Source organism: Noviherbaspirillum suwonense, assembly GCF_900182955.1.
Taxonomy (GTDB): domain Bacteria; phylum Pseudomonadota; class Gammaproteobacteria; order Burkholderiales; family Burkholderiaceae_D; genus Noviherbaspirillum_A; species Noviherbaspirillum_A suwonense.
In genome coordinates this window covers 64,074-89,487 of the sequence record NZ_FXUL01000011.1, presented here as the reverse complement: position 1 = coordinate 89,487, position 25,414 = coordinate 64,074, and the positions used below count along the sequence as shown (strand labels likewise).

Below are 25,414 nucleotides of genomic sequence, written 5' to 3'. Positions count from 1 at the left end.
GAGGGCGGCGGCGGCTCAGTGACCGTGCTGCTTCTCGTACTCGTCGGCCTCGGCCTTGTCCTTGTGGACTATGCCGTCCGGGTGCTCCGGCGGCGTGTACAGCGTATAGAGGCGCATCGGCGCGGAAGTCGAGGTGTTGATCACGTTGTGCTCGGTGCCGGCCGGGATCACCACCGCGACGCCGTCTTCCAGCGCATGCTTCTCGCCATCGAGAATCGCCACCCCTGTGCCTTCCTCGACCCGGATGAACTGGTCATGGCCTTCATGGTGCTCCATGCCGATTTCCTCGCCGGGCTGCAGCGTCATGATGACCAGCTGGCTGCGCTTGGTGGTGTAAAGCACCTCGCGGAAGTTGTTTCCGGCAAGCGTGCGTTCCTCGATGTTGATGCTGTAGCCTGACATGTTTCCTCCGGTGATAAAGATGATGGCGGCAGCGCCGCGGCTGCCCATGAACGATGCATTCTATAAGACGCCGCCAGCCCCTGCAGGAGGCCGCCGGCGGGATGCGGGCGCAGCGGCCATTCAGAGGGCCTTGGCCAGATAAGGCGCGGTCCGGCTGCCCTTTGCCCGCGCCACCTCGGCCGGCGGCGCGCTGGCGACCACGCGGCCTCCCTCGTCGCCCGCGCCGGGGCCGATGTCCACCACCCAGTCGCTGGCGGCGACGATGCGCATGTCATGCTCGACCACGATCACGGTATTGCCTGCATCCACCAGCGCATCCAGTTGCGCGACCAGGCGGTCGATGTCGGACGGGTGCAGGCCGGTGCTGGGTTCGTCGAGGATGTACAGCGTGTCGCCGCGCTGCGGCCGCTGCAGCTCGGTGGCGAGCTTGATGCGCTGCGCCTCGCCGCCGGACAGCTCGGTGGCTGCCTGCCCCAGGCGCAGGTAGCCGAGGCCCACCTCGCGCAGCACGCCCAGCGGCCGCCGCAGCGGCTCGTCGTCGGCGAAGAAGTCGAAGGCCGCATCCACCGTCATGCGCAGCACGTCGGCGATGTTGCGCTCGCGGTAGCGCACGGCCAGCACCCGCTCGTTGTAGCGCGCGCCCTCGCAGGCCGGACAGGGCGTGTAGACGCTGGGCAGGAACAGCAGCTCCACCATCACCTGGCCTTCGCCCTCGCAGGTCGGGCAGCGGCCCTTGGCGACGTTGAACGAGAAATGGCCGGCGTCGAAGCGCCGCCGGCGCGCGTCCGGGCTGGCGGCGAACAGCTTGCGCACATGGTCGAACAGGCCGGTGTAGGTCGCCAGGTTGGAGCGCGGCGTGCGGCCGATCGGCTTCTGGTCGACCCGCACCATGCGCCTGACCTTGTCCATGCCGGCGACGATGCGCCCGCCGGTCGGCGCGGTGTCGGTCGGCGCCAGCGCATCGGCTTCCTCTTCCTCCGGCGCGGCCGCGTGGCCCAGCGACTCCGCCGCCAGTTCCACCAGCGCCTGGCTGACCAGGCTGGACTTGCCCGAGCCGGAGACGCCGGTCACGCTGGTCAGCACGCCCAGCGGGAAGGCGGCGTCGAGCCGGTCGAGGTTGTTGCGGGTCACGCCTTCGAGCTTCAGCCAGCCGGACGGCGCGCGCGGCGTGCGGGCCGGCGGCGGCGCTTCATCGAACAGGTAGCGCCGGGTCTGCGACGCCTCGACTTTCGCCAGGCCGTCCGGCGGGCCGCTGTAGAGCACCATGCCGCCCTGTTCGCCGGCTGCCGGGCCGACGTCGACGATCCAGTCGGCCTGGCGTATCACGTCCAGCTCATGCTCGACCACGAACAGCGAATTGCCCGAGGCCTTCAGCCGCGCCAGCGCGGTCAGCAGCGCCTCGGTGTCCGCTGGGTGCAGGCCGGCCGACGGCTCGTCGAGCACGTAGACCACGCCGAACAGGTTGGAACGCACCTGGGTGGCCAGGCGCAGCCGCTGCAGCTCGCCCGGCGACAGCGTCGGCGTGCTGCGCTCCAGCGTCAGGTAACCCAGGCCCAGGTCCAGCAGCACCGACAGCCGCGCGGCGAGGTCGGCGGCAATGCGCTGGCGCACGATCACCTGTTCCGGGTGCGCGCGGTCATGCTTTGCATTGCCTTTCGCGGTCTGTTCGACATAGGGCTTGAGCAGGGCCGCCAGCTGCTTCAGCGGCAGCCGCGAGATCGACGCGATGTCATGGCCGGCGAAGGTCACCGACAGCGATTCGCGGCGCAGCCGACGGCCTTCGCATAGCGGGCAGTCGCTGCCGACCAGGTAGCGCGCGACGCGCTTCTTCATCAGCGGGCTCTGGGTGGTGGCGAAGGTCTGCAGCACGTACTTGCGGGCGCTGGTGAACGTGCCCTGGTAGCTCGGCACGGCCTTGCGTTTCAACGCGTCCTGCACCTCGTCCGCGCTGAAGCCGGAGTACACGGGCACGCTCGGCTGCTCATCGGTATAGAGGATCCAGTCGCGGTCCTTCTTGGGCAGGTCGCGCCAGGGCTTGTCGACGTCGTAACCCAGCGTCATCAGGATCTCGCGCAGGTTCTGCCCGTGCCACGCGGTCGGCCATGCGGCCACGGCCCGCTCGCGTATGGTCAGGCTGTCGTCCGGCACCATCGAGCGCTCGGTCGCTTCGACCACGCGGCCCAGGCCGTGGCACTCGGGGCAGGCGCCTTCCGGCGTGTTCGGCGAGAATGATTCCGCGTACAGCAGCGGCTGCCCTTCCGGGTAGTCGCCGGCGCGGGAGTACAGCATGCGCATCAGGTTCGACAGCGTGGTCACGCTGCCGACCGACGAACGGGTGGTCGGCGTGCCGCGCTGCTGCTGCAGCGCCACCGCCGGCGGCAGGCCGTCGATGTCGTCGACCTCGGGCACCGCCATCTGGTGGAACAGCCGCCGCGCATAGGGCGACACCGATTCCAGGTAGCGCCGCTGCGCTTCCGCATACAGCGTGCCGAACGCCAGCGAGGACTTGCCCGAGCCGGAGACGCCGGTGAAGACCACCAGCGCATCCCGCGGAATATCGACGTCGACATTCTTCAGGTTGTGTTCGCGGGCGCCGCGGACCCGGACATAGCCGGACGGGGTGAAAGGCAAGGGCTTTTTTGGGGACGGCATGGGGTGGCCTGGCTGGGATCAATCTACTAGAGTAGGGGGTAGAAAGGGCGTTTGTCGGTGCCCTGGTTCACATTGGATCGGCGACTGCGTTTGCGCGCCAGCAATCGCATGCGAGCGGTGAGCATAGGCATGCCGGCGGTTACGAAGCTGGCCGTTTTACCTATTCCCAACCACCCCAGGACAAGCACACCATGCGCCCCGACACAGGCAGTTCCATGAACACTTCCTTTGCAGCACTGTCCGTCGGCGCGCCGCATGGCCAGCCGGCGCCGCCCGCAGGCGTCCTCGCTCCCAGCGTCCAGTCGCGGCCGGAACGGCCGACCAGCAGCTTCGCAGACAACGACGACTTCGCAACCGCACCGGGCAAGTTCGATGCCGCCGCGCTGGACGCACTGAGCTATCAACTCAAGCAGCTCAAGGCGCCCGACAGCGCCAACCTGGCCGATATTGTGCGCCCGTTCGCAGCGCTCAAGGACTACGCTGCCTGCATCGAGCGCGCACTGAGGCATGCCCCGAAGAGTGTGCCCGTGTTGCGCCTGAGCGATGCGCTGGTGACATTCCTGCGGGCGTTCAACCGCGCGCTCGCCGAGCAGCCCGAGTTGTGCGACAGCCTCGACGCGTCCGATATCCGCAGCCTCTGCCTGGGCCTCTCGGTATGCGCCAGCCCGAGCGCCGGCGTGCTTTTCGATACGGCCCAGCAGCGCCGGGTCTGCCCTGCGCTGCAAAGCGTCACCGAGTGCCTGCTCAAGCAGCTGTCAGTGCTGGGCATGCCCGAATCGGCCGGCGCCAACGGCACGGTGCTGGACATACTGAACTGGGTCAGTCGGGGTCTGAAGAGCGAGCTGCTCGAAAGCAGCAAGGTGATAAAGGCAAGCTATGGCCAGGCGCTGGAACTGTTTGCCAGCTGGCTCGGCAGCGATCATACACGTGGCTTCCTGAGCGTTCACCAACTGGCCAAATGCGCGGTGCAGATCGACCTGATGGTCAAGCGCAGCCTGGTGCCGCTGAAAGCCGATACGACGCAGGGCGTGACCGACCAGTTGCTGCTGACGCAATGCGCAGACAACCGGGCCTTCCTGAGGCGATGCGCGATGGGCCTGGGTTCACCGGCTGCGCTGGCACGTCTCGATACCGGTGCAGCTGGCAGTAGCAATAGTAGCAGTAGCAATAGTAGCAGTAGCAGTAGTAGCAGTAGTAGCAGCAGCAGCGCGCAGCGTACGGTCGATGCGGTGTCCCTGATCAACCTGTGCAACGCCTTCAGGACACTGCTCGACAATCGCGTGCTGCAAGCCGATGACAGCGACCTGGCCGCGCCGATATCGCGGCTGCTGAACCTGATGCTGCACCTGACACCGCAGCAACTGTGCGCCGGCACTAGTCAGACCCTGTCGAACTGCAGCAACTTCGTGCGCACCCTGTTCGAAATGGGCCTTCATGCGCAGCCCGACATGAGCCAGGCGCTGGAGAACGCATCCACGCAGCTGATCGCAGCGATCAATGGCCCGGCGTATGCGCAAGGGTGCGTCAGCAGCCAGGGCATCTCCAACCTGATGAGCTTCGTCAAGCTGTGTGACAAGCGGCTCAAGCAGCCGAGTACGGGCAAGAAGCCGTTCAGCCAGGCCGACCTGATCCATGCAGCCCGCACCTTGTATGGCCAGCTCATGAAGCATGATGCGGACGAGTTTCACGGCGTCGAAGCGATCGGTGGCTTGCTGTCGGGTCTGTGCTATCTGTGGCGCCAGGGCCTGGTGCTGCCGTTTGGGACAGAACGCGAATGGATCGCCGACCTGATGCGCAGCGTCGCCGGCATCGACGCGGCGCGCTGGGGCGACAAGTCGCGCAAGGTGATGCTGCCGGCGCTGCAGGTGCTCATCGAGATGGACGCGATCACGCTGGGGGCGGCGCAGCCGGCGCTGGCGGTGTTGTTGCGGGGACCGGCCGGCGCATCGAGTGGCTATACGGCGGCTGACCTGGCGCAGGCCATCAAGGGGCTGGGTGTAGCCGAGGAAACGGTGCTTGCGTTGCCGCCCGATGCGATTGCGCTGCCGGCGAGTGCACCGGCGCCGGCGCCTGCAGCGCCGCCGGTGGATCTTCCGCGGGCGATTCCGGGCCTAACGAAGCTGGTGGAGGTGCCGGCGGCATCGCCGCTGACGGCTTCCACGCTACCGGCGCCTGCGCAGCGGCAGGAGCGTGACAGGACAACGCAAGGCGAGTGGCAAATGCCGGCGAAGGTGGCCCGCAACGAGTCGCGCCACGCACCCGTGCCGGAGGTGGATGCGTCATGGCCGACGTGGTCCGACACTGGCATGAGCACGGCCACATCATCGACCACGGCGACCACCACGACATCCAGCAGCACCGCTACATCGACCACCACTTCGAGCGCCGCCAAGCCAGCCAGGAAAGGGCCGCAGGCAAAGCACAAGCCCGCTCCGAATACGACGAGAGCCCGACCGCAGAAGCCGGGACAGCAATGGTTTGCGCTGCTTGAAAACAAGGGGGGCATCGACTTGAAGCGGCTGTGCGAGCTGGCACGCAGCCAGCCCGAGCTGGTGAACAAGGACGATGAGTCGGGCAGGAATGCACTGTTCCATGCGATAGCAGCCGGCAATGAAAAAGTGGTGGCCTGGATCATTGCGCATGAAGCCTATGTCGCACCAGCGCAAACGGCGCAATTCCTGGAACTGCTGATGGACGAAGTGCTTCTCTACAGCCCCGCGTTCGGCGCAGCGCTCAAATGCTTTCTGGAACGGCAAACGGCGGCGGTGAAGGAAGCACTGGGGGTAGCCACTTTGCGCGCAAGCCACCAATCATGAAGGGCGTCCAGGACATTCTGGCGAAGCTCGATCCGATCAGGTCAATACAGGTTGCAGCGAATGACAGATACGCTACCGAATTCCTTCAACAGGTCGTGCCCGACGCATTGATCAAATTGGGTGAACAAGCGATTGCCTCGCAATTGCGGAAAGCCGAGAAAGGCAATGCTCATGATCAATTCAAATGGGGCTACTCTTTTCAGCATGGCATAGGCGTGGCGGCGAATGAAGAGGCGGCGGTCCGCTGGTATCGTCTGGCTGCGCGGCAAGGCCTTGCCGACGCTGAATACAGCCTTGGCGACTGTTATGGAAAAGGCATAGGCGTAGCGCTGGACGAAGGGGAGGCAGTCCGCTGGTATCAAAAGGCGGCCCAGCAGGGCTTTGCTGCCGCCCAGTTTGCCTTGGGCATTTGTCATGAACAGGGCATCAGCGTGGCGAAAGACGAGAAGGAAGCAAGTCGCTTGTTCCAACAGGCGGCTCAGCAAGGCTATCCTGCCGCCGAAAACAGCCTTGGCTACTGTTATCAACATGGCAGCGGCGTGTTGAAAGACGAGCAGGAAGCGGTCCGCTGGTATCGACGGTCGGCCGATCGGGGTGATGGCGACGCCCAGTTCAACCTGGGTCGCTGTTTCGAACAAGGCATAGGCGTAGCAAGGGATGAGAAGGAGGCCGTCCGCTGGTATCAAAAGGCGGCCGACCAGGGCCTTGCTGCTGCCGAAACCAACCTCGGCAACTGTTATCACCAAGGGACAGGCGTGGAGAGGGACGAGAAGGAGGCAGTCCATTGGTATCGAAAGGCGGCCGACCAGGGCTTTGCCATTGCCGAACACAGCCTCGGCTGCTGTTATCAACAAGGTATTGGCGTGACGAAGAACCCAAAGGAGGCGATCCTCTGGTATCAGAAGGCGGCCCTGCATGGCCATGCCGAAGCCCAATACAACTTCGGTGTCTATTATCAGTATGCCGAAGACGCGACCAAGAGCGACACGGCGGCGGTCTACTGGTATCGGCAGGCGGCCGACCAAGGCCATCGTGGTGCCCAGTACTACCTGGCACTCTGTTATTTCCAAGGTGTGGGTGCTGCAAAAGATCCGCAGGAATCGATTCGCTGGCTACGCAGGGCAGCCGGACAAGGTCATGCCGATGCCCAGGAGTTATTGAAGAAGTTGCTCGCTGTGCTACCAGCCACTGGCGGCGGCGAGGTCTTGTGAACATGGCACTTTGCGTCAATCCTCCATAACGCAAGCCGCCGAGCCTGCGCTCGTCCCGCCTGCGTTTCACATCAAGCCTTGCGCGGCCTGGTTTTCTTCGCCACCGCATGCCGCGCGGCTTTCCTGGCCACTGCCCGGTCCGGCGCCGCCGGCGGCTCGCGCCGTTCGCGGCCGGGCTGCAGCAGCTGCGCGATGTCCTGCAGCCGCTGCGCGGTGCGGCGCAGCGCATCGTCGTCGCGCAGCATCGCGAGCGCGTCGAAGAACAGCGCCAGCAGCGCCATCTGCGACACCATGGTGTCGATGTCTGCCGGCTTCAGGCTGAGTTCCGCCAGCGTGTCCGAATAGGCTTGCGCCAGGTGTTCGTAGGCGCGTTGGCCGGCATCGCCGGCGCGCCCCAGGCTGCCGTCGAGCAGGCTTTCCACCAGCAGCGATTCGGGCAGCAGCACCGCGCCCCAGACGGTCGGGCTCTTCGCCTGGCGCTGCACGGCGTCCTCGCGGCAGCGCTGCGCCAGCGCCAGCGCGGCGTCGCGGGCGGCGCCGTCGGTCCAGGGCGTCAGCGCGTCCAGCGCCAGCCGGTTCAGCGCTGCGGCCGGGGTGAAGCGGCTGTCGCCGGGCGTGCCTTCGGCATTGCGGTAGGCAGCCACGGCCTGTTCCAGCGTTGCCGCCATGACTTCGGCATTGCGCTGGATGTCGCGTTCCCGCTCGCCGTTGCCGTCCTGGCCGGCCGCTGCCAGCAGCCGCCGCGCATGGAGGCTGGCGCGGCGTTTCAGCGCGCTGCCGAGCAGCATGCTGCGCTCGGCGTTGAAGACGGGCGCGTTCGGCTGGCGCCCGCCGGCTGACACCAGCTTCTCCAGCCCGTCGAGCCGGGCCAGCGCCAGGTCCAGCAGCTGCTCCGCGGTTTCCGCTCCCGCCGCGCCGCCGTTGCGCGCGTCCGGTTCCTGCGCCGCCTTTTCCTCGGCCAGCCTGGTCTCGACATTGGCAAGCTGCTCGATGTCCCGGATCGGCACCCGGCCGGCGGCATCCTCGGCCTGGATCGCCGCCAGGTAGGCCGCGCGCGCACGGTCGAAGCGGCCGAGGTCGCGCCAGGTGCCGCCGAGCGCGGAATTCAGCGCCGGCAGCATCGCCCAGCCGGGCGGCGTGCGGCTCTTCAGCAGCTGCTCGACGCGCTGCGCCTGCGCCTCGGCGTCGCGCTGGGACAGCAGGCTGGTGCGGCGCGACAGTTCCGCCCGCACGCTGGCAAGCTCGTCCAGCAGCTCCTCGGGCGACGCATACAGCCCGGGCCGGTCGGGGCCGGCCGCCGCGGTGCGCGGGTCGGCCCGCCAGCCGGGGTCGCCGTAGGCCTGGAATGCGCCCCAGGTGATGTCGGCCGGCGCCGCCTTCCATGTCTGCTGGCGCGCCTCGAACACGGCGTCGCCGAACGCATGCTTGTGCTGGAACAGCTGCTCGTAGAACGCGGTGGCGAACAGGCCAGCGGTCCTGTCGTTGACGGCCCAGCCCGCCACCACCACGCAGCGCACGCCGATGTCGATCAGCTCGCGCGCGACGCTGGCGGCCAGCCGGTTGCCGTCGCTGACCGTGCCCTCGATCTGGCCCAGGTGGCAGCAGTTCAGGAACACGAGTTCCGGCACGGTCTCCATCGCGCCGATCTCGGCCGCGCTGATCAGCAGGCCGTCCGACAGCACCACGCCGCCGCGGCCGCGGCCGTCGCGGTGGCGCAGGTTGTAGACGCCGTGGCCGGAAACGTGCAGCACCCGGTAGGGGCCGGCATACAGCTCGGCCAGCACGCTGGTGGCGCCGTTGCCGGCGCCGATGACCTGCCGCAGCTCGTAGCCGAGGCCGAACAGCGCCGCGGCCACCGCCTCGGCTTCGGCCTGCGCGCCCGGCAGCGGCGCAAGCTCCGGGCCGGGCGCGCCGCGCTCGTCGGGGAAGGCGGCGCCGAAGCCGCGGGTGGACGGGTTGCCGATCACCAGCGCGGTATGGGCAATGGCCTGGCGCACCTGGCGCCGGAAGTCGTTGGTGGCGAACTGGCGGATCACCGGCGTGCGCACCGCCAGCGGCAGCGCCTGGCGGTCGCTGCGCGACGGGTCGTCGGCCAGCATCAGTTCCCACGGCAGGTTGGCGGTGTACGCGTCGACCACCAGCACGATGCGCTCCAGCTCGCGCGCGGCTTCCTTGAAATCATGCGGCACCATCAGCTGGAACAGCATGCGGCCGAAGCTGTCCTGCCACACCGCGCTGCCGATCTGCTGCCGCACCAGGGTTTCGACCAGCCCCGGCTGGCGCTGCTGGACCACCGCCTCGGCGCGCGCCCGCTGGCCGATGTAGAGAAAGCGCAGCCGGTCGGCGATCTGCGGACCGGTGCGGCGCTCGTGGCCGACATCGCCGCTGCGGGCGGCGTCGGTCACCATCAGCCGCGGCCAGTAGCTGCCGGCGCGGCTGTCGAAGAGCCGCTGGCGCACGCCGTCGCCCTGTTCCAGCGCATCGCGGCAGACCAGCAGCGCGCCCTGGTCCGCCGCGTAGCCGGCCAGCGTCGGCGCCAGGTCGCGCAGCGCGTAGACCGCGGTGATCGCGGTGTCGAGATAGAGTTCGACGATGTCGAGGCGCGCGACGCGGATGTCGAGCCGCGTGGTCTGCTGGAAGCGGGCATTGGCCTCGATGACGCCGCGCACCAGCGCCTCGACCGAGGCAGCCACGCTCAGGTTGGCCGACGAGTTATAGCCCAGCAGCAGCGTGGCCAGCGACAGCTCGCGCGGCGCCTCGCCCAGCACGTCGATCACCTGCAGCAGGTAGCGCAGCACGCCGGAGCGCACCGACTCGGTCAGCTCGGCCAGCGACAGCGCGCCGTCGTAGGCGCCGAGCCCGGTCACCACCGCGCCGCTCAGCAGCTCGCTGGCCTGCCGGCCATGCCGCTGCACCCGCAGCGCGACCGTGACCGTGCCGCGCGGCCCCGCATACAGGCCCAGCGAACGGCGCTCGCTCAGGTCGCCCTGCAGCAGTTCGCGGTCGATCAGGCTTTCCGGCCCGGCGATCGCATCGTTCTCGTAATGGCCGACCATGATGGGCTCGAACACGAAGCGCAGGTCCATCGCCCGGACCGCCACTTCCAGCCGCCGCTTCGCGCGCGGCGCCACCTGCGCCCGCAGCGCGCCGCCCATCAGGCCGCGCTCGATGGCGTCGGCATCGTCGGCGGTCGGCGGGCCGGCGTCGTAGGTGACCGGCAGCGCCTGCAGCGCGTCGCGCAGCGCCGGCGGCTGCTGCGCCAGGGCGGCGGTCGCGCCGCCCGCCAGCAGCTCGGCCAGCGCCGGGAAGTAGTCGGCGGTGGCCGGCAGGTCGCCGTGCGCGGCCGGCATGTAGTAGAAGCTGCCGATGCCGCCGATGCGTCCCGACTCCCAGGTCACGGTGCCGTCGCCGCGGCTGGTGCCGACCATCTTCAGCCGGCCGCCTTCCTCGCGCACGCCGCATGGCGTGGTGGCCGCCACGCCATGCACGTAGATGCTCTTGGCGGCCCATGTCGCCGGCAGCGTCGGCCGTCCGTCCGGGGAGGATGCGGCATCCTGCCGCCACAGCCATGATGCGTCGTCCAGCGCCTGCTGGGCGGGCAGCGCCGAATGATGGTCGCCGAACCAGAAGTCGCGCACCTTGTCCCTGAACGCGGCCCAGGTGGCGCTGTCCTGCAGCGCATAGTCGCCGCCGCCGTCTGGCTGGCCCTGGAACATGTCCCTGAAGCCGGGCCGCGGCAGCAGCGCCAGCGGACCGCGAAAGGCGGCGACGATGTCCAGCACCTGCTGCATGTCGTGCTGCAGGTCGAGCCGGATCAGCGTGCGCAGCGTGCTGCCCTTGCCCAGCAGGTTTTCCACCATCGACCAGGCGCCCTGGTTGGGCGTGCCCAGCATGACGAGGCGCGCGCCGTCGCGCTGCATCAGCATGTCCATCACGCCGGGCCGCCGGGCCGCGCAGGCGCGCACCACCAGGCCGCCCATGCTGTGCGCCAGCAGCCGCACCGGCTGCTGCGTTTCCTTCATCAGCGCGTCGAGGAATTCGCCGAGGCGCTCGCCCAGCACGTCCGGCGGCTGCCGCCAGTCGTAGGCGAACGGCTGCACCCGGTGGCTCTTGGCCAGGTAGGCGCACAGGCTGCCGTAATAGCGGTCCCACAGCGTCTCGGCTTCCACCTGCTGCCGGTCCCAGCCTATCTTTTCCAGGCCGCCGGCGATCAGGTCGGGCAGGTCGAACCAGACCCGGTCGTCGCCGTTCACCCGCAAGGTGGAGCCCATCACCCCGGGCAGCACCACCACCACCGGCCGGTCCGGCAGCGGCGGCCCGCCGCGGGATGCGACGATGCCGGCGGCGTCCATGCTGGTGAAGCCGGCCTGCAGCGGCTGGAATGCCGCCAGCTGCGCCGGGTCGGCGGCCACCAGCCAGTCGCGCAGCGCGGAACGGGTGTCGTCGTTGTCGAAATAGCGGAAATGCGAGACGTCGGCGCCGCGGTCGAACAGCACGCGCGCCGCGCTGTGCGGCGCGATGCCGCCGAGCATGGACGCGGTGTCGACCACCAGGTCGTTGTCGACATTCTCGAACAGCAGGAAGTCGGTCAGCAGCACGCCCAGCCGCTTCAGCAGGTTGCCGCCCTCGATGTCGCCGGCGATCAGCGCCATCTGCAGCGGCAGCCGCGGCGGCGCGTCCCGCAGAAGCCTGGCCATCGGCGCATCCGGCAGCATCGCCTCGATGCCGGGCACCAGGTGCGGGTTGGTGCGGTTGCGGGCGATCTCGATGACCACGCGCTTGAAGGCCGAATACAGCGGATTGCCGAAGAAGTACGGCACCTGGCCGATCAGGGTCAGGATGCCCGACAGGAACAGGTCGAAGTTGCCGCTGGCCAGCCGCGTGCCCTGGGCCGGGCTGGCGCAGCGCACATAGCGCTGGACCTGCAGCCGCTTCTCGCGCAGCAGCCGGGCCAGCTGGCGCAGCTGCACCCGCTGCTCCTTGTGCGCGCCGGCCAGTTCGGCCAGCACCCGCGCCGCCTCGGCCGGATCAGCGTCGCCGGTGCCTTCGAACGCATACGCATAGTCGCCGATCAGCGCGTCGAAGTCGCCCAGGCACAGCAGGTCGGCCACCAGGCCGCCGCGCGAATGCGACACCAGGCTGACCTGGGCGCCGGCCGGCAGCGCCGCGGCCAGCTGGAGCGCATTCTCGATCGGGCTTTCCGACAGCGTCCGGTGCTCGAAACCGTAGAGGCCGCCGGGATAGCGCTGCTCCAGCGCCGACCACAGCGCAGGATTGGCGCCGCGCAGGTCGCCGAAGCTGCCCAGCGTGCTGGACGCGGTGCCGTGGATGAAGACGAGGATGGGAGAGCGCGCCGGGTCCGGCTGCGCGCCGCCGTCGCCGAAGGCAGCCGGCCGCAGCGCGGGGCCGGCGCTGTCGGCGCCGTTCCAGCGATAAAGGCCGGGGCCGGGGTCGGACAGCCGGCTTTCGATGGCCATCATCAGCGCCCTGGTGCCGGCCCAGCTGATGCCGAGTTCGACCGGGCGGGCCAGCCGCGCCGCCTGTTCCAGCACCGGGTCGGTGCGGCCGACCACCAGCGTGCTGACCCGGCGCAGCAGCCCGCCGGCCGCCTCGCCGAGCAGGCCGCGCGCCTGTGCGCCCTCGACCCGCAGTTTCTCCAGCAGCACCGTGCCGTCCGGCGCCAGCAATTGCGGCCGGCTCACTTGCAGCGTCGCCTGCAGGCGGGCCGCGCTGCTGATGAAGATGCTGCCGTCGGTCAGCTCCAGCACCACCACTTCGTCGGCGCCGGCATCGTGCCGCTGCTCGGCCGCGCCATCGGCCAGGGCGGCGCCGCGCGCCAGCGGGTCGACGTCCCAGGTCCTGACCGGCGTCAGGAAACCAGCGGGGAGAAAAGGATCGTCCAGGCCGCCGCCGCGCATGACCGGGTTCAGCAGCGACGGCAGCCTGGCTCCGGTCTCGCGGCCGGACAGCGACAGCGGCACTGGCACCGGCGTTTGCGCCGGTGGCTTCGGTTGCGGCAAGCGGCTGTTGCTGTCGTCGGCAGTCGTCATGCGGTTGGCTCCGTGCCTGCCTGTTGTCATCGGGGTCCTGCAGCGGCAGGTCTGCCCCCCTTGCCCGGCCTGTCCGGCCGTGGAATGGCGGGATGCAGGACCGGCGACAGCGATGGACCATCGGAAACTGGCGTCCTTTCCAATGTAAAAGCCTGGCCGGGTAGGCACTTGCTGTACATCAAAAGGTTGGTAATGCCGGTGATCGAACATAAACGCCGCGATTACCATCGCAGGTCGTGCCCAAGTGCATGCAAATTCATGCCATCATGAAAATGTTGGCAGTTTCCGGGCGCATTTGCACCGGGAGCCTTGCCAGCCCTGCTGACAAGGACGCAACTTCCCAGGTGATGAATGCAGATTGAAACAAGGACCAGCTATGAGCCGACCGGATTTATCGACTTGTTGCTCGATGCGATATGCGCGGTCGATACCGACGGGCGTTTCGTCTATGTCAGCGCCGCCTGCGAACGTATTTTCGGCTACACGCAGCAGGAACTGGTCGGCCGTCCGATGATCGATCTGGTCGCGCCCGCCGACCGGGAGCGCACGCTGGCCGCGGCCGCCAGGGTCATGGCGGGCGACGAGCAGTTTTATTTCGAGAACCGCTATGTCCGCAAGGACGGCGAACTGGTGACCATCATGTGGACCGCGCGCTGGTCGGAAAAGGACCAGCTGCGCATCGCCGTGGCGCGCGACGTCACCGCGCGCCGGCAGGCGGAATCGATGCAGGTCGCCCTGTATGCGATCTCGGAAGCCACCCATGCGGCCGAGGGGCTGCCCGACCTGTGCGAACGGATACACCGGATCATCGACGGCCTGCTGCCCGCGCGCAATTTCAGCGTGGGCCTGCATGATGCCGGCAGCCTGTCCTTTCCCTACCGGCTGGACGAGGACGACACGCAGCCGGCCCACTTCGAGCCGGCCACCGCGCTGATGTATGCGGAACTGCAGCGCACCGGGCAGCCGCTGCTGCTGACGCCGCAGACAGCCGCCGGCTTTGCCGCCGAGGTGCAGGACCTGGTCGCCGGCGGCACGCTGTGCTGGCTGGCGGTGCCGCTGTCCACGCAGCATGGCGCGATCGGCGCGGTGTTCCTGAAAAGCCTGCTGACCCACGCCTGCTACACCGAGAAAGACAAGGAGCTGCTGCGCTTCATCTCGACGCAGATCGCCAGCGCGGTGGAACGCATACGGCTGCATGAGAGGCTGAATCATGCGTCTAACCATGACCAGCTGACCGGCCTGCCCAACCGGCGGCTGTTCTACGACAGGCTGGAGACCGCGCTCGCGCGCCTGCGCCGCAGCCAGGGCCGGCTGTCCCTGCTGTATCTCGACCTCGACAAGTTCAAGGAGGTCAACGACTCGTTCGGCCATGCCGCCGGCGACGCGCTGCTGCAGGAGGTTGCGCGCCGGCTGAAGACCTGCGTGCGCGATTCCGACACGGTCGCCCGCCTCGGCGGCGACGAGTTCGTGGTGCTGCTGGAGAGCGCCGGACTGGCGGCGAACGCGGCCGCCGTCGCCGCCAAGATCCACGAGGCGCTGAGCCAGCCGGTGCAGGTCGGCCCGCACCTGCTCCAGGTGCTGCCCAGCATCGGCATCGCGTTCTACCCGGAGCATGGAAGCAGCGGCGAAGCGCTGCTCAAGCGGGCGGACGAGGCGATGTACCTGGCCAAGCGCGGCGGGGTTTAAGCCGCCTCGGTCCGCCGAACAAATGCGCCGCCGGCGATCGGCGGCTGGAAGTCAGCGGCTGGAAGTTACCGGCTGAATGCGGCTTGCAGGTCGCGCTGGCCGCCGACGCCGTCCTGCAGGAGCAGCATGAGCAGGATGCGCGCCTTGGCCGGCGACAGGTCGTCGGCCATCACCGCGCCGGCGTCCGCCAGCGTCTTGCCACCGCCCTCGAAACCGTAATTCGGCAGCACCCGGCCATTGGGCACCCGGGTCGAGATCACGACCGGCACGTTCTTCGACAGCGCGTACTTGACCGCGTTGAACATCGGGATGTTCATGTTGCCCCAGCCCAGCGCCTGCACCACGATGCCCTTCGCGCCATTGTCCACTGCCGAGCGCAGCAGCTTGCCGTCGGCGCCGCCGTACATCGAGACGATTTCCACGTCCGGCATCTTGTCGGTGCGCACCGGCACGAACTGGCGGCGCAGCGGGCTGCGCGAGAAGGTGACGCGGTCGAAATCGACCACGCCGAGGAAACCGAAATCGCCGGACTTGAAGGTCTCGACGCTGGACGTATGGGTCTTGGTGACGTCGCGGGCGGCATTGATCTGGCTGTTCATGGCAAGCATGACGCCCCTGGATTTTGCCTGCGGGTCGACGGCGATCCGCACCGCGCCGAGCAGGTTGTGCGGGCCGTCGAAGTCCGGTTCGGAGGCATTGCGCTGCGCGCCGATCAGCACCACCGGCTTGTCGGACTTCACCGTCAGGTCGAGCCAGTAGGCGGTTTCCTCCAGCGTATCGGTGCCGTGCGAAACGATGACGCCGGCCACCTCGGGGCGCGCCAGCGCGTCCTGGACCGCCTTGGTCAGCTGCACCCAGCGGGCAGGATCCATGTAGTCGGACGGGACATTGGAAATATTGTTGACCTCGACCTTCGCATACTTGGCGACGTCGGGAACGGTGGCGAGCAGGTCATCGCCGGAGATCGCCGGGACCGGGGCTTTCTTCACGGGGTCGATCTTCATTGCGATCGTGCCGCCGGTGGCGATCAGCGTGACTACGGGTTGCGCCTGCTGCGCATGGGCCGCGGTGGCGGCGAGCAGGGCAAAAGAGGATGCAAGGGAGGCGGCAAGGGAAGTGAGTTTTGTCATTGGTCTTCTAATGTGTCGATGGGATGCTTGATTGCCCGGCATCTGGCGGTGAAATGTTAAAGCCGGAGAAACTTATCATGTTTCACTGGCGGCGGTCCCCCTGTCTTCCAGGCCGGCATCGCTGCTGCGCCGTCAGCGGATGATGAGCGTGTCGGCCAGATAGGCCAGCAGGCCGTCGACCTTGGGCAGCAGCTGCCGGCTGCGCGCCCAGACCAGGTGCAGCGGCAGCCCGTCCGCCGCCCAGTCCGGCAGGATCTGCACGAGCCGGCCTTCCCGCAGGTGGTCGTCGACCAGCCAGGTTGCAAGCTGCGCAATGCCGAAGCCGGCGAGCACAGCCGCCACCTGGGCCTCGGCATTGCCGACCACGATGCGGCCTTCGACGGCGCGGCGTTCGACCGGCGCATTGCCCCGTGCAATCAGCCAGGGGCTGGCGGCGCCATCCGCCGTCCCATAAGTCACCGCGTCATGCGCGGCCGCCTCGTCCAGCGTGCGGGGCGCGCCGCGTCGCGCCAGGTAGCCGGGCGACGCGCAGAAGATCCGTCGCTCGGCGCCCAGGAAGCGGTGCCCGACGCTTGCCGGCCAGGCTTCCGGCCCGCCGATGCGCACGGCCACGTCGATGCCTTCGTCGCTGATATCGACGATGCGGTCGGTAAACGAGATATGGGGCTGCACCGCCGGATGCAGTTCGCAAAAGGACAGCAGCAGCGGCAGGACCTTCAGGCGGCCGAAAGTGGCCGGCAGGTCCACCCGCAGGCGGCCCGACGGCTCCAGCTGTTCGGCGGCAAGCACCTGCTCGGCGCTTTCCAGCTCGCCGAGCACACGCACGCAGATGCGGTAGAAGGCATTGCCGGCGTCGGTCAGCGCAAGTCGGCGCGTCGTGCGGTCGAACAGCCGCGTGTTCAGCCGTTCCTCGAGCCGGGCAACCGCCTTGCCGACGGCGGAATTGGTCAGGTGCAGCTGCCCGGCCGCGGCGGTGAAACTTCCTGCGTCGGCCGTGGCGACGAATGCTTCTATGCCCTTGAGGCGCTCGGACTGGATCATGTTGCCGATCAGAGATATAGGAATTTAATTCCATAGTCTATAGAAAATATATCGGAGATAAGAATCCAGTTCTTCAATATGCTGCTGGACCGCCTTTCCTCCAGGAGCTTCACCCACCATGTCCCATCCCGAATCCCTGCCGGCCGACAGCGCCGGCGGACCTTCCGCCGCGCGCGGGCCGGCGCTGGCCACCCTGATCCTGGCAGTCGCGGCCTTCGTCATCGTGACGACCGAGTTCCTGATCGTCGGCCTGCTGCCTGCGCTGGCGCGCGACCTCGCCATCCCGATTTCCACCGCCGGGCAGCTCGTCACGCTGTTCGCGGTCGTCGTGATGCTGTCCGGGCCGCTGTTGACCGCGTGGCTGTCGCATATCGACAGGAAACGCCTGTTCGTCGCGATCCTGCTGCTTTTCGCGGGCGCCAATGCGCTCGCCGCGGTGGCGCCCAACCTGTGGATACTGGCGATCGCCCGCATCGTTCCGGCGCTGGCGCTGCCGGTGTTCTGGGGCACGGCCAGCGAAACGGCTGCACAGCTGGCAGGGCCGGAACGCGCCGGCCGCGCGGTCTCGACGGTCTACCTGGGCATATCCGCCGCGATGCTGTTCGGCATCCCGCTCGGCACCCTGGCCGCCGACGCCATCGGCTGGCGCGGCGCGTTCTACGCGCTGGCCGCGCTTTCCCTGCTCGTCGCCATCCTGCTGCAGTGGTGCATGCCGGCGCAGCGGGCGTCGCAGCGCATGCGGCTGGCCGAACAGGCGCGCATCCTGCGCGATCCTTACTTTCTCGCCAATGTCGCGCTGTCGGTCGTGGTGTTTACCGCCATGTTCACCGCCTATACCTACCTGGCCGACACGCTGGAAACGGTGGCCGGGATCGCGCCGGCCCGGGTCGGATGGTGGCTGATGGGATTCGGCGCGGTCGGCCTGGTCGGCAACTGGATGGGCGGCAAGTGGGTCGACCGGCATCCGCTGGCGACGACCGCCGCCTTCAGCGTCGTGCTGGCCGGCGGCATGGCCTTCGCGATGATGGCGGCCGGCAACCTGGTCTGGCTGGCCGTCGCGCTGGCGGTCTGGGGCATCGCCAATACGGCGCTCTATCCGGTCTGCCAGATCCGCGTGATGAAGGCCGCGTCCCATGCGCAGGCGCTGGCCGGCACGCTCAACGTCTCGGCGGCCAATGCCGGCATCGCGCTCGGCGCGGTCGTCGGCGGGGCCAGCATCCCGGCCTGGGGTGCCGGCAACATCGGCTATGTGGCGGCGGCGATCGCGCTGGCGGCGGCCGTGGCGGTGCCGCTCGTCGCCTGGTCCGGGAAGTCGGCCGGGCCTGTCGCGGGCGTCCCGGCCAAGGCCTGATTCCGGCCCAGGTACATCACGCGCCGCCCGGAGGCGGGGAATGCGATCAGGAGTAGCCGGTGGTTTTTTCGATGATGCCGTGCTGCAGCAGGTACTGGTGGACGATGCCAAGCCGGGTCTGCGCATCGGTCAGCTCCAGCAGCTTTTGCCGGGCCAGCGTGGAAATCGGCAGGATCTCGCACCAGCGGTTGCCGACCCAGCAGGCGCTGTCCAGGCGCAGTTCGGCAGGGAAGGGCCGGAAGCCGCCGTCGCCGGCCGCCTCGGTAATATCCTCGATCACGGTTTTCAATGCCCGCGCGCAGGCTACCAGTTCGATGCTGGCGGGGACTTCGGCGTCGTCCGGTATCGGCTCGGTGATCGCCTCGATCCGCTGGTCGGGCAGCACCCGCGTCTCCAGGATGCGGAAACGCTGGCTGCCGCTGGTCTGCAGCATCAGCAGGCCGAGATCGGGCATGTCCCATTCGACGATATGCGCGAGGCAGCCGATGCGGTCTGGCTCGGCCGCCGCGCCCACTTCCTTGCCCGACTTGATGCGCACCACGCCGAACGGCGCGTCGCGCTTCATGCAGTCGCGCACCATGTCGATATAGCGCGCCTCGAAGATCTTCAGCGGCAGCACGCCGCCCGGAAACAGCACGGTGTCGAGAGGAAAGAGCGGCAGCCAGGCTTGGTCGGACATGGTCGGGAGAGGTAGGTTTAGTCCAGTTCGCGATGGCGCTTGAGCACCCTGGCCGCGTCGTGGAAATGCGCCGCCAGGTTTTCGACGAAATAGACGGAACGGTGCTGGCCGCCCGTGCAGCCGATGGCGACGGTCAGGTAGCTGCGATTGTCGTTCTTGAAGGAAGGCAGCCATTTCTCGACGAAATGCCGGATGTCGGCCATCAGGTCGGCGACCTCGGGCAGCGCGTCGAGGAAATGGATGACCGGCTCGTCGCGCCCGGTCAGCGGGCGCAGCGCCAGGTCGTAATACGGGTTCGGCAGGATGCGCACGTCGAACACCAGGTCGGCGTCGAGCGGCACGCCATATTTGAACGCGAACGACTCGAACAGCAGCGTCAGCGGCGTATGGTCGCTGCCCACCAGGTCCTTGATCCAGGCGCGCAGCTTGTTGGCCGACAGCCCGGACGTGTCGATCACCTGGCCCAGGCCCTCGATGTCGGCCAGCATCTCGCGCTCGCGGCGTATGCATTCGACCAGCGTCGGCCTGTCGGTCGGGCTCTTGTCGGTCGCCTCGCGGTGCGACAGCGGGTGGCTGCGGCGGGTCTCGGAAAAACGGGTGATCAGCGACTCGGTCTTGGCGGTCAGGAACAGGACCTTGACATCGTGCCCCTGCTGCTTCAGCCAGCGGATGTCGGCCGGCAGTTCGGCCAGCGACAGCGCGCTGCGGGCGTCGACGGCAACCGCCAGCTTGGCGGCGCCATCCTTTTGCCGGGTCTCCACCAGCGCCCGCAGCAGCGTCGGCGGAAGGTTGTCTACACAGAAATAACCGGCATCTTCGAGAGCTGCCAGTCCGATGGATTTGCCGGAGCCGGAAATGCCGGTGATGATAAGGATGCGCATTTCAGGATCATACCGTAAAGCGCCTCCGGCCTAGGCGGGCGAATACGCTAGGCGTCGTCGTCCATCGCCTTCTGCTGGCGCTCCATGAAATCCTTCAGCGTGTCGATGCCGCGCAGCTGCAGGATGGTGTTGCGCACCGCGGCTTCCAGCAGCACCGCGAGGTTGCGGCCGGCCTCGACCGGGATCACCACCTTACGTATCGGCAGCCCCAGCACTTCCTCGGTCTGCGAATGCAGCGGCAGCCGCTCATAGTTCTCTTCCAGCGTGCTGCGCCGGACCAGGTGCACGATCAGCTTCAGCCGCATCTTGCGGCGCACCGCGGTCTCGCCGAAGATCGTGCGGATGTCCAGCAGGCCGAGGCCGCGCACTTCCAGCAGGTTCTGCAGCAGCGTCGGGCAGCGGCCCTCGATCATGTGCGGCGCGATCCGGGCGAATTCCACCACGTCGTCCGCCACCAGCCCGTGGTTGCGTGAAATCAGCTCCAGCCCCAGTTCGCTCTTGCCGAGGCCCGACTCGCCGGTGATCAGCACGCCAACACCGAGCACGTCCATGAAGACGCCATGCATCGTGATGCGCTGCGCCAGTTTCTTGGACAGGTAGACCCGCAGGTAGTCGATCACCTGCGCGGCCGGCAGCGGCGTGGAGAACAGCGGGATATTCTTTTCGTCGCAGATCGCCAGGATGTAGGCCGGCGTTTCCAGGCCCTGCGCAATGATGAAGGCCGGCGGCGATCCGGCCACCAGCTCCTCGGTCTGGTGCTGGCGCGACAGCGGCGACAGCTTCTTGTAGTACGCGGTTTCCTGGTGGCCGAACACCTGGATGCGGCCCGGGTGGATCAGGTTCAGGTGGCCGACCTGGTCCGCCGCCGACGCGGCGTCGCCCGAGATCAGCCGCTCGCCGCCGGGAAAGCCGGCAAACCAGCCGAGTTGCAGCGCTTCGCGGTTATCGTCATACAGCTGCTGGATCGACAGGGGAGTGGAGAGCGGCATCTGGCGGGCGCGGGTAGGGTGGGTCGATCAGGCGACGTTCTGCATGCTGGATTGCCAGCCTACGATGCGCTGGTGCACGGACTGTGCGTCCGGGTCCTGCAGCAGCCCGGCGCGGAAGGCGTCGTCGGAAAACATTTCGGCAATCTCCGACAGTATTTCGAGGTGCTGCTGGGTCACATTGTCCGGAATCAGCAGGAAGGTCAGCAGGCTGACCGGCTGGCCGTCGGGAGACTCGAACGGGATGGGCGCGGCAAGCCGGACGAATGCGGCAATCGGCGCCTTCAGGCCCTTGATGCGGCCGTGCGGCACGGCAACGCCGTGACCTAGCCCGGTGGAACCCAGCCGTTCGCGGGCGAACAGGTTGTCCGACACCGCCGAGCGGGCAATGCCGAAATTGTTTTCGAAAATCAATCCCGCCTGTTCGAAAGTGCGTTTCTTGCTCGACACGTCCATATCAAGCACGACGTTTTCGAGAGGGAGGATTTGGCTGAAATGGGTCATGATGCGATGCGCAATATAAGTGGCTCGTCGCTGCGGATTATAGGCAGGGCCGCGTAGCGCGCAGTCCACCTATGCCAGGGCGGCCTCGATATGGCCGCTGTCCTCGTATATGGGTGTGACCTGGCGTGTTTCCAGTCGCACTTTATACGCGAAGCGTCAGCGAGGCAATGTATTTAGGAAATGTTTCCGATGCAAAATATACGATGCTCCAGGCTGTCGTCTACTGCCTCGGCAAACGGGCGTTGGAAGGACGCTGGCCGGTGGAAAAGTTACTGCGCCACGGATTGATGTCCAGGCCGCCGCGGCGCGTAAAGCGGGCATAGACCGCGAGCTTTTGCGGCCGGCAATGCCGCATCAGGTCCATGAAGATCCGTTCGACGCACTGCTCGTGGAATTCATTGTGATTGCGATAGCCTATCAGGTACTTGAGCAGGCCCTCTTGATCGATTGCCGGCCCGACATAACGGATCTGCACGCTACCCCAGTCAGGTTGGCCGGTCACCAGGCAGTTGGACTTGAGCAGGTGCGAAACCAGCACTTCCTCGACCGGCGCTTCCTCGCTCGCGGTTTTCAGCAGGGCGATGTCCGGCGTGTACTGGTCGACCTCGATCTCCAGCCGGTCCAGCAGCAGGCCGTCGAGCGTGCCGATTTTCTGCTTGCCGAAATCCTCCGGCAGGGTCAGCGTCACCTGCACCGGCGCGCCGGTGGCGGCCGACAAATCGGCGCGCAGCAGTTCGAGCAGCGCATCGGTGCCTCCCAGCCGGGTCTGGTTGAAGGAATTCAGGTAGAGCTTGAACGACTTGGATTCGACGATGTTCGGCGAGTCGGCCGGGATCATGAAGCTGGCGATGCAGATCTGCGGCTTGCCGCGCATGTTCAGCCACGAGACTTCATAGGCATTCCAGATGTCGATGCCGAAAAACGGCAGCGTGCCCGTCAGGCCCAGCTCGTCGCGCTTGCCCTGGCGCGCGATGGGAAACAGCAGGGCGGCATCGTACTCGCTCTTGTAGGTAGCGGGCTTGCCCAGCGGCGAATCTTGCGGCGTGTCTGGCGTAGTCATGGCAACGGAACTCGGCGAAAAGCGGGCATTTTGCCAGATTCCGCTGACGCGGGTCTGACAGCGGCTTACAGGAACAGCTTGTAGGCCGGGTTGTCGTTCTCGTCCCAGTAGCGGTAGCCGAGGCTCGCCAGCGACGCGCGGAAGGCTTTCATTTCCTTCTTCGGCACCTGCAGCCCGACCAGGATGCGGCCGACATCGGCGCCCTGGTTGCGATAGTGGAACAGGCTGATGTTCCAGTTCGGCGCCATGCTGTCGAGGAAGCGCAGCAGCGCGCCCGGGCGTTCCGGGAACTCGAAGCGGTACAGCATCTCGTCCTGCGCCAGCGGACTCTTGCCGCCCACCAGGTGGCGGATGTGCATCTTGGCCAGCTCGTCGTGCGTCAGGTCCAGCGTGCGGTAGCCCTGTTTCTCGAAGGCCTTCGCGATCTTGCCCGGCTCCTCGCGGTTGGCGATCTGCAGGCCGACGAACACGTGTGCCTCGGCCTCGCCGCTGATCCGGTAATTGAATTCGGTCACGCTGCGCGCGCCGATCAGTTCGCAGAAGCGGCGGAAGCTGCCGCGCTGCTCCGGGATGGTCACCGCGAACACCGCCTCGCGCGCCTCGCCGACCTCGGCCCGCTCCGCCACCAGCCGCAGCCGGTCGAAGTTCATGTTGGCGCCGCAGGCGATCGTGACCAGGGTCTCGTTCTTCAGCGGCCGCTTCGCCAGCCGCTCGCGCTCGATATACGCCTTGGCGCCGGCGATCGACAGCGCGCCGGCCGGCTCCAGGATGCTGCGGGTATCCTGGAATACGTCCTTGATCGCCGCGCAGACGGCGTCGGTGTCGACCACGATGATGTCGTCGACATACATCTTCGCCAGCCGGAAGGTTTCCTCGCCGACCAGCTTGACCGCGGTGCCGTCGGAAAACAGGCCGACGTCGGGCAGTGTGATCCGGCGTCCGGCGGCCAGGCTCTGCGCCATCGCGTCGGAGTCGGTGGTCTGCACGCCGATCACCTTGATCTCGGGCCGCACCGCCTTCACATACGCGGCGATGCCGGCGATCAGCCCGCCGCCGCCGATGGCCACGAAGATCGCGTGGATCGGGCCGGAATGCTGGTGCAGGATTTCCATCGCGATCGTGCCCTGGCCGGCGATCACGTCGGGGTCGTCGAACGGGTGGACGAAGGTCAGCTTCTGCTTCTTCTCCAGCGTCAGCGCGTGTGCATACGCGTCGCTGTAGGATTCGCCGTGCAGCACCACGTCGCCGCCGCGCGCCCGGACCGCGTCGATCTTCACCTGCGGCGTGGTCGTCGGCATCACGATCAGCGCCTTGCAGCCCAGCCGCGACGCCGACAGCGCGACGCCCTGCGCATGGTTGCCGGCGGACGCGCAGATGACGCCGCGCTTCAGTTGCGCCGGCGTCAGGTTCGCCATCTTGTTATAGGCGCCGCGCAGCTTGAAGCTGAACACGCTCTGCATGTCCTCGCGCTTGTAGTAAATGCGGTTGCCGGTGCGCTCGGACAGGCTGGACGCGAACTCCAGCGGCGATTCGATGGCGACGTCGTAGACGCGGGCGGTCAGGATTTTCTTCAGGTAATCGGTGGTCATGGCTTCCTGGCGGAGGGTGCGGCGTGTTCGGCAAAGCAACACATTATAATGGACGCCCCTTGACGGGACCGCCCCGGCGCATGCCTGCGGCGGCATGCGTCACCAACAATTTTCCAAGCGGGCGCTTCCCGACATCGAATGATCCTGTCTGCAATCCAATGGCTACTTGATTTCCTTTCCGCCCCGGTTGTCGGGCTGACTTCCGTGTTCTTTATCAGCCTGGTCTCGGCAACGCTGATACCGATGGGTTCCGAGCCGGCGGTCTTCGCGGTCATCAAGGGCAACGACACCCTGTTCTGGCCGGTCATCCTGGTGGCAACCGTCGGCAATACCCTGGGCGGCATGGTCAACTACGCGCTCGGCTACAGCGCCAAGCAGGTGTTCGCCAGGGAGCGCAGGACGCGCTGGTTCCACTGGCTCGAACGGTACGGCGCCAAGACGCTGCTGCTGTCCTGGCTGCCCGGCGTCGGCGACCCGATCTGCACGGTGGCCGGCTGGCTGCGGCTGCCGTTCTGGCCCAGCGTCGCCTACATGGCGATCGGCAAATTCCTGCGCTACGTCTGCGTGACCACGGCGCTGCTCTATGTGCCGGACGGATTCTGGCAGCGGATCGTCAACATGCTGTAGGCCCGGCCGCCCTGAAACGGGATCGGCGCCTAGTAGGTTTTATGCCTGGCTTGTTCCAGATTGAATAATTGGATAAGCATTGAAAGTAATGAGCAATCAGAATTTGGTATTGCCGTAATGGCCGGTTCCAATGAGAAGCCCGCGATTCCCCGCATCTGGAATCGGGCTGTCCGGGATGCAGAAATCCCGGGCAATGACCAAATTTTCTCGAAGGAGCAGCAAGTGGCCATTAATTTAAAAGCGCTGGAAGCATTAAAAGATGTCATTAAACAGGATCCCGGCCTGCAGGAAAAACTACAGTCGACGCCGGATATTGCCGAAAGAATGACATGGCTGGGCGAAATTGCCGCTGCCCGCAATATTCCATTCGATACCGCCGACCAGAACCAATTCCTCGAATCGACCGCCGGATCGCCTGACACGAGGCCACTGACGGAATCCCAGCTCGACCTCGTCGCGGCCGGCGGCGCCGGCGACGATTTTGGAAGGGCGTTGATGGGATTCTTCTACGGCACCGGCGTCGGCGGCGCGCTCGTCAGCATTGCAGCGGAACTCTCCGAACCGGGCGGCGCGAAAAAGATGGCTGACTATGTGTTTCATGACGGTCCGCCGCTTGTCCCCAAGTCTTGAGCGCATGCGTTCCGGCAATCGGGTGGCACGAGGCTGGCGGGTCGTCCACGCCGAATTAAAGTGAAGCGCCGCCGGCCTGTCGCAATCGACAGGCCGTCCTTATTAAAAACGTGACGCCC

At 67.0% G+C, this 25,414-nt stretch carries 17 protein-coding genes; 6 read left to right on the top strand and 11 right to left on the bottom strand.

Features of this window, described 5'->3' with window-relative positions; genetic code table 11:
- Positions 1–15 precede the first annotated feature (15 nt).
- Positions 16–402: a cupin domain-containing protein gene (locus QOL82_RS15065; protein ID WP_283443110.1), complete on the bottom strand. Its 387-nt coding sequence runs from the start codon at positions 400–402 to the stop codon at positions 16–18.
- Between the two features lie 120 nt (positions 403–522).
- Positions 523–3,054 carry an excinuclease ABC subunit UvrA gene (locus QOL82_RS15060; RefSeq protein WP_283443109.1) on the bottom strand — a complete coding sequence of 844 codons (2,532 nt, stop codon included), beginning with the start codon at positions 3,052–3,054 and terminating at the stop codon, positions 523–525.
- Positions 3,055–3,269: 215 nt separating this feature from the next.
- On the opposite strand from QOL82_RS15060, the gene QOL82_RS15055 reads away from it, so the two are divergent.
- Positions 3,270–5,870, top strand: coding sequence for a hypothetical protein (locus QOL82_RS15055; protein WP_283443108.1), 2,601 nt, complete (start codon positions 3,270–3,272; stop codon positions 5,868–5,870).
- Positions 5,867–7,081: an SEL1-like repeat protein gene (locus QOL82_RS15050; RefSeq protein ID WP_283443107.1), complete on the top strand. Its 1,215-nt coding sequence runs from the start codon at positions 5,867–5,869 to the stop codon at positions 7,079–7,081. The genes QOL82_RS15055 and QOL82_RS15050 overlap by 4 nt, the downstream gene beginning before the upstream one ends.
- A 71-nt stretch (positions 7,082–7,152) precedes the next feature.
- Here the strand turns inward: QOL82_RS15050 and QOL82_RS15045 are convergent, their stop codons facing one another.
- On the bottom strand, positions 7,153–13,131 hold the full coding sequence (locus tag QOL82_RS15045; RefSeq protein WP_283443106.1) for a CHAT domain-containing protein: 5,979 nt from the start codon (positions 13,129–13,131) through the stop codon (positions 7,153–7,155).
- Between the two features lie 351 nt (positions 13,132–13,482).
- Between QOL82_RS15045 and QOL82_RS15040 the strand changes: the two genes are divergently transcribed.
- Positions 13,483–14,817 carry a sensor domain-containing protein gene (locus tag QOL82_RS15040; protein WP_283443105.1) on the top strand — a complete coding sequence of 445 codons (1,335 nt, stop codon included), beginning with the start codon at positions 13,483–13,485 and terminating at the stop codon, positions 14,815–14,817.
- A gap of 65 nt (positions 14,818–14,882) precedes the next feature.
- On the opposite strand, the gene QOL82_RS15035 is transcribed toward QOL82_RS15040, so the two are convergent.
- Positions 14,883–15,947: an asparaginase gene (locus QOL82_RS15035; RefSeq protein WP_283443104.1), complete on the bottom strand. Its 1,065-nt coding sequence runs from the start codon at positions 15,945–15,947 to the stop codon at positions 14,883–14,885.
- Between the two features lie 132 nt (positions 15,948–16,079).
- Positions 16,080–16,988 (bottom strand): LysR family transcriptional regulator, encoded by a 909-nt coding sequence (locus QOL82_RS15030; protein WP_283443103.1) that lies wholly within the window; start codon positions 16,986–16,988, stop codon positions 16,080–16,082.
- A 118-nt stretch (positions 16,989–17,106) separates the two neighbouring features.
- Here QOL82_RS15030 and QOL82_RS15025 point away from each other — a divergent pair, with 118 nt between their 5' ends.
- Positions 17,107–18,339, top strand: a complete 1,233-nt coding sequence (locus tag QOL82_RS15025) for an MFS transporter (RefSeq protein WP_283443102.1) — start codon at positions 17,107–17,109, stop codon at positions 18,337–18,339.
- A 46-nt stretch (positions 18,340–18,385) separates the two neighbouring features.
- Here the strand turns inward: QOL82_RS15025 and QOL82_RS15020 are convergent, their stop codons facing one another.
- From QOL82_RS15020 to ilvA, 6 genes are all read right to left on the bottom strand, one after another.
- On the bottom strand, positions 18,386–19,018 hold the full coding sequence (locus QOL82_RS15020) for an LON peptidase substrate-binding domain-containing protein (protein WP_283443101.1): 633 nt from the start codon (positions 19,016–19,018) through the stop codon (positions 18,386–18,388).
- Positions 19,019–19,035: 17 nt separating this feature from the next.
- A complete protein-coding gene (gene rapZ, locus QOL82_RS15015; RefSeq protein ID WP_283443100.1) occupies positions 19,036–19,899 on the bottom strand; it encodes an RNase adapter RapZ in 864 nt (287 codons plus the stop codon).
- Between the two features lie 47 nt (positions 19,900–19,946).
- Positions 19,947–20,888: an HPr(Ser) kinase/phosphatase gene (gene hprK, locus QOL82_RS15010; protein WP_283443099.1), complete on the bottom strand. Its 942-nt coding sequence runs from the start codon at positions 20,886–20,888 to the stop codon at positions 19,947–19,949.
- Positions 20,889–20,915: 27 nt separating this feature from the next.
- On the bottom strand, positions 20,916–21,389 hold the full coding sequence (locus tag QOL82_RS15005; RefSeq protein WP_283443098.1) for a PTS sugar transporter subunit IIA: 474 nt from the start codon (positions 21,387–21,389) through the stop codon (positions 20,916–20,918).
- A gap of 220 nt (positions 21,390–21,609) precedes the next feature.
- Positions 21,610–22,449 (bottom strand): NADPH-dependent 7-cyano-7-deazaguanine reductase QueF, encoded by an 840-nt coding sequence (queF, locus tag QOL82_RS15000; RefSeq protein WP_283443097.1) that lies wholly within the window; start codon positions 22,447–22,449, stop codon positions 21,610–21,612.
- Between the two features lie 65 nt (positions 22,450–22,514).
- Positions 22,515–24,134: a threonine ammonia-lyase, biosynthetic gene (gene ilvA / locus QOL82_RS14995; RefSeq protein WP_283443096.1), complete on the bottom strand. Its 1,620-nt coding sequence runs from the start codon at positions 24,132–24,134 to the stop codon at positions 22,515–22,517.
- A gap of 42 nt (positions 24,135–24,176) precedes the next feature.
- Between ilvA and QOL82_RS14990 the strand changes: the two genes are divergently transcribed.
- Together QOL82_RS14990 and QOL82_RS14985 are read left to right on the top strand one after the other, a co-directional pair.
- Positions 24,177–24,665, top strand: coding sequence for a YqaA family protein (locus QOL82_RS14990; RefSeq protein WP_283443095.1), 489 nt, complete (start codon positions 24,177–24,179; stop codon positions 24,663–24,665).
- A 60-nt stretch (positions 24,666–24,725) separates the two neighbouring features.
- Complete coding sequence (locus QOL82_RS14985) at positions 24,726–25,295, top strand: hypothetical protein (protein WP_283443094.1); 570 nt, start codon at positions 24,726–24,728, stop codon at positions 25,293–25,295.
- Positions 25,296–25,414 lie beyond the last annotated feature (119 nt).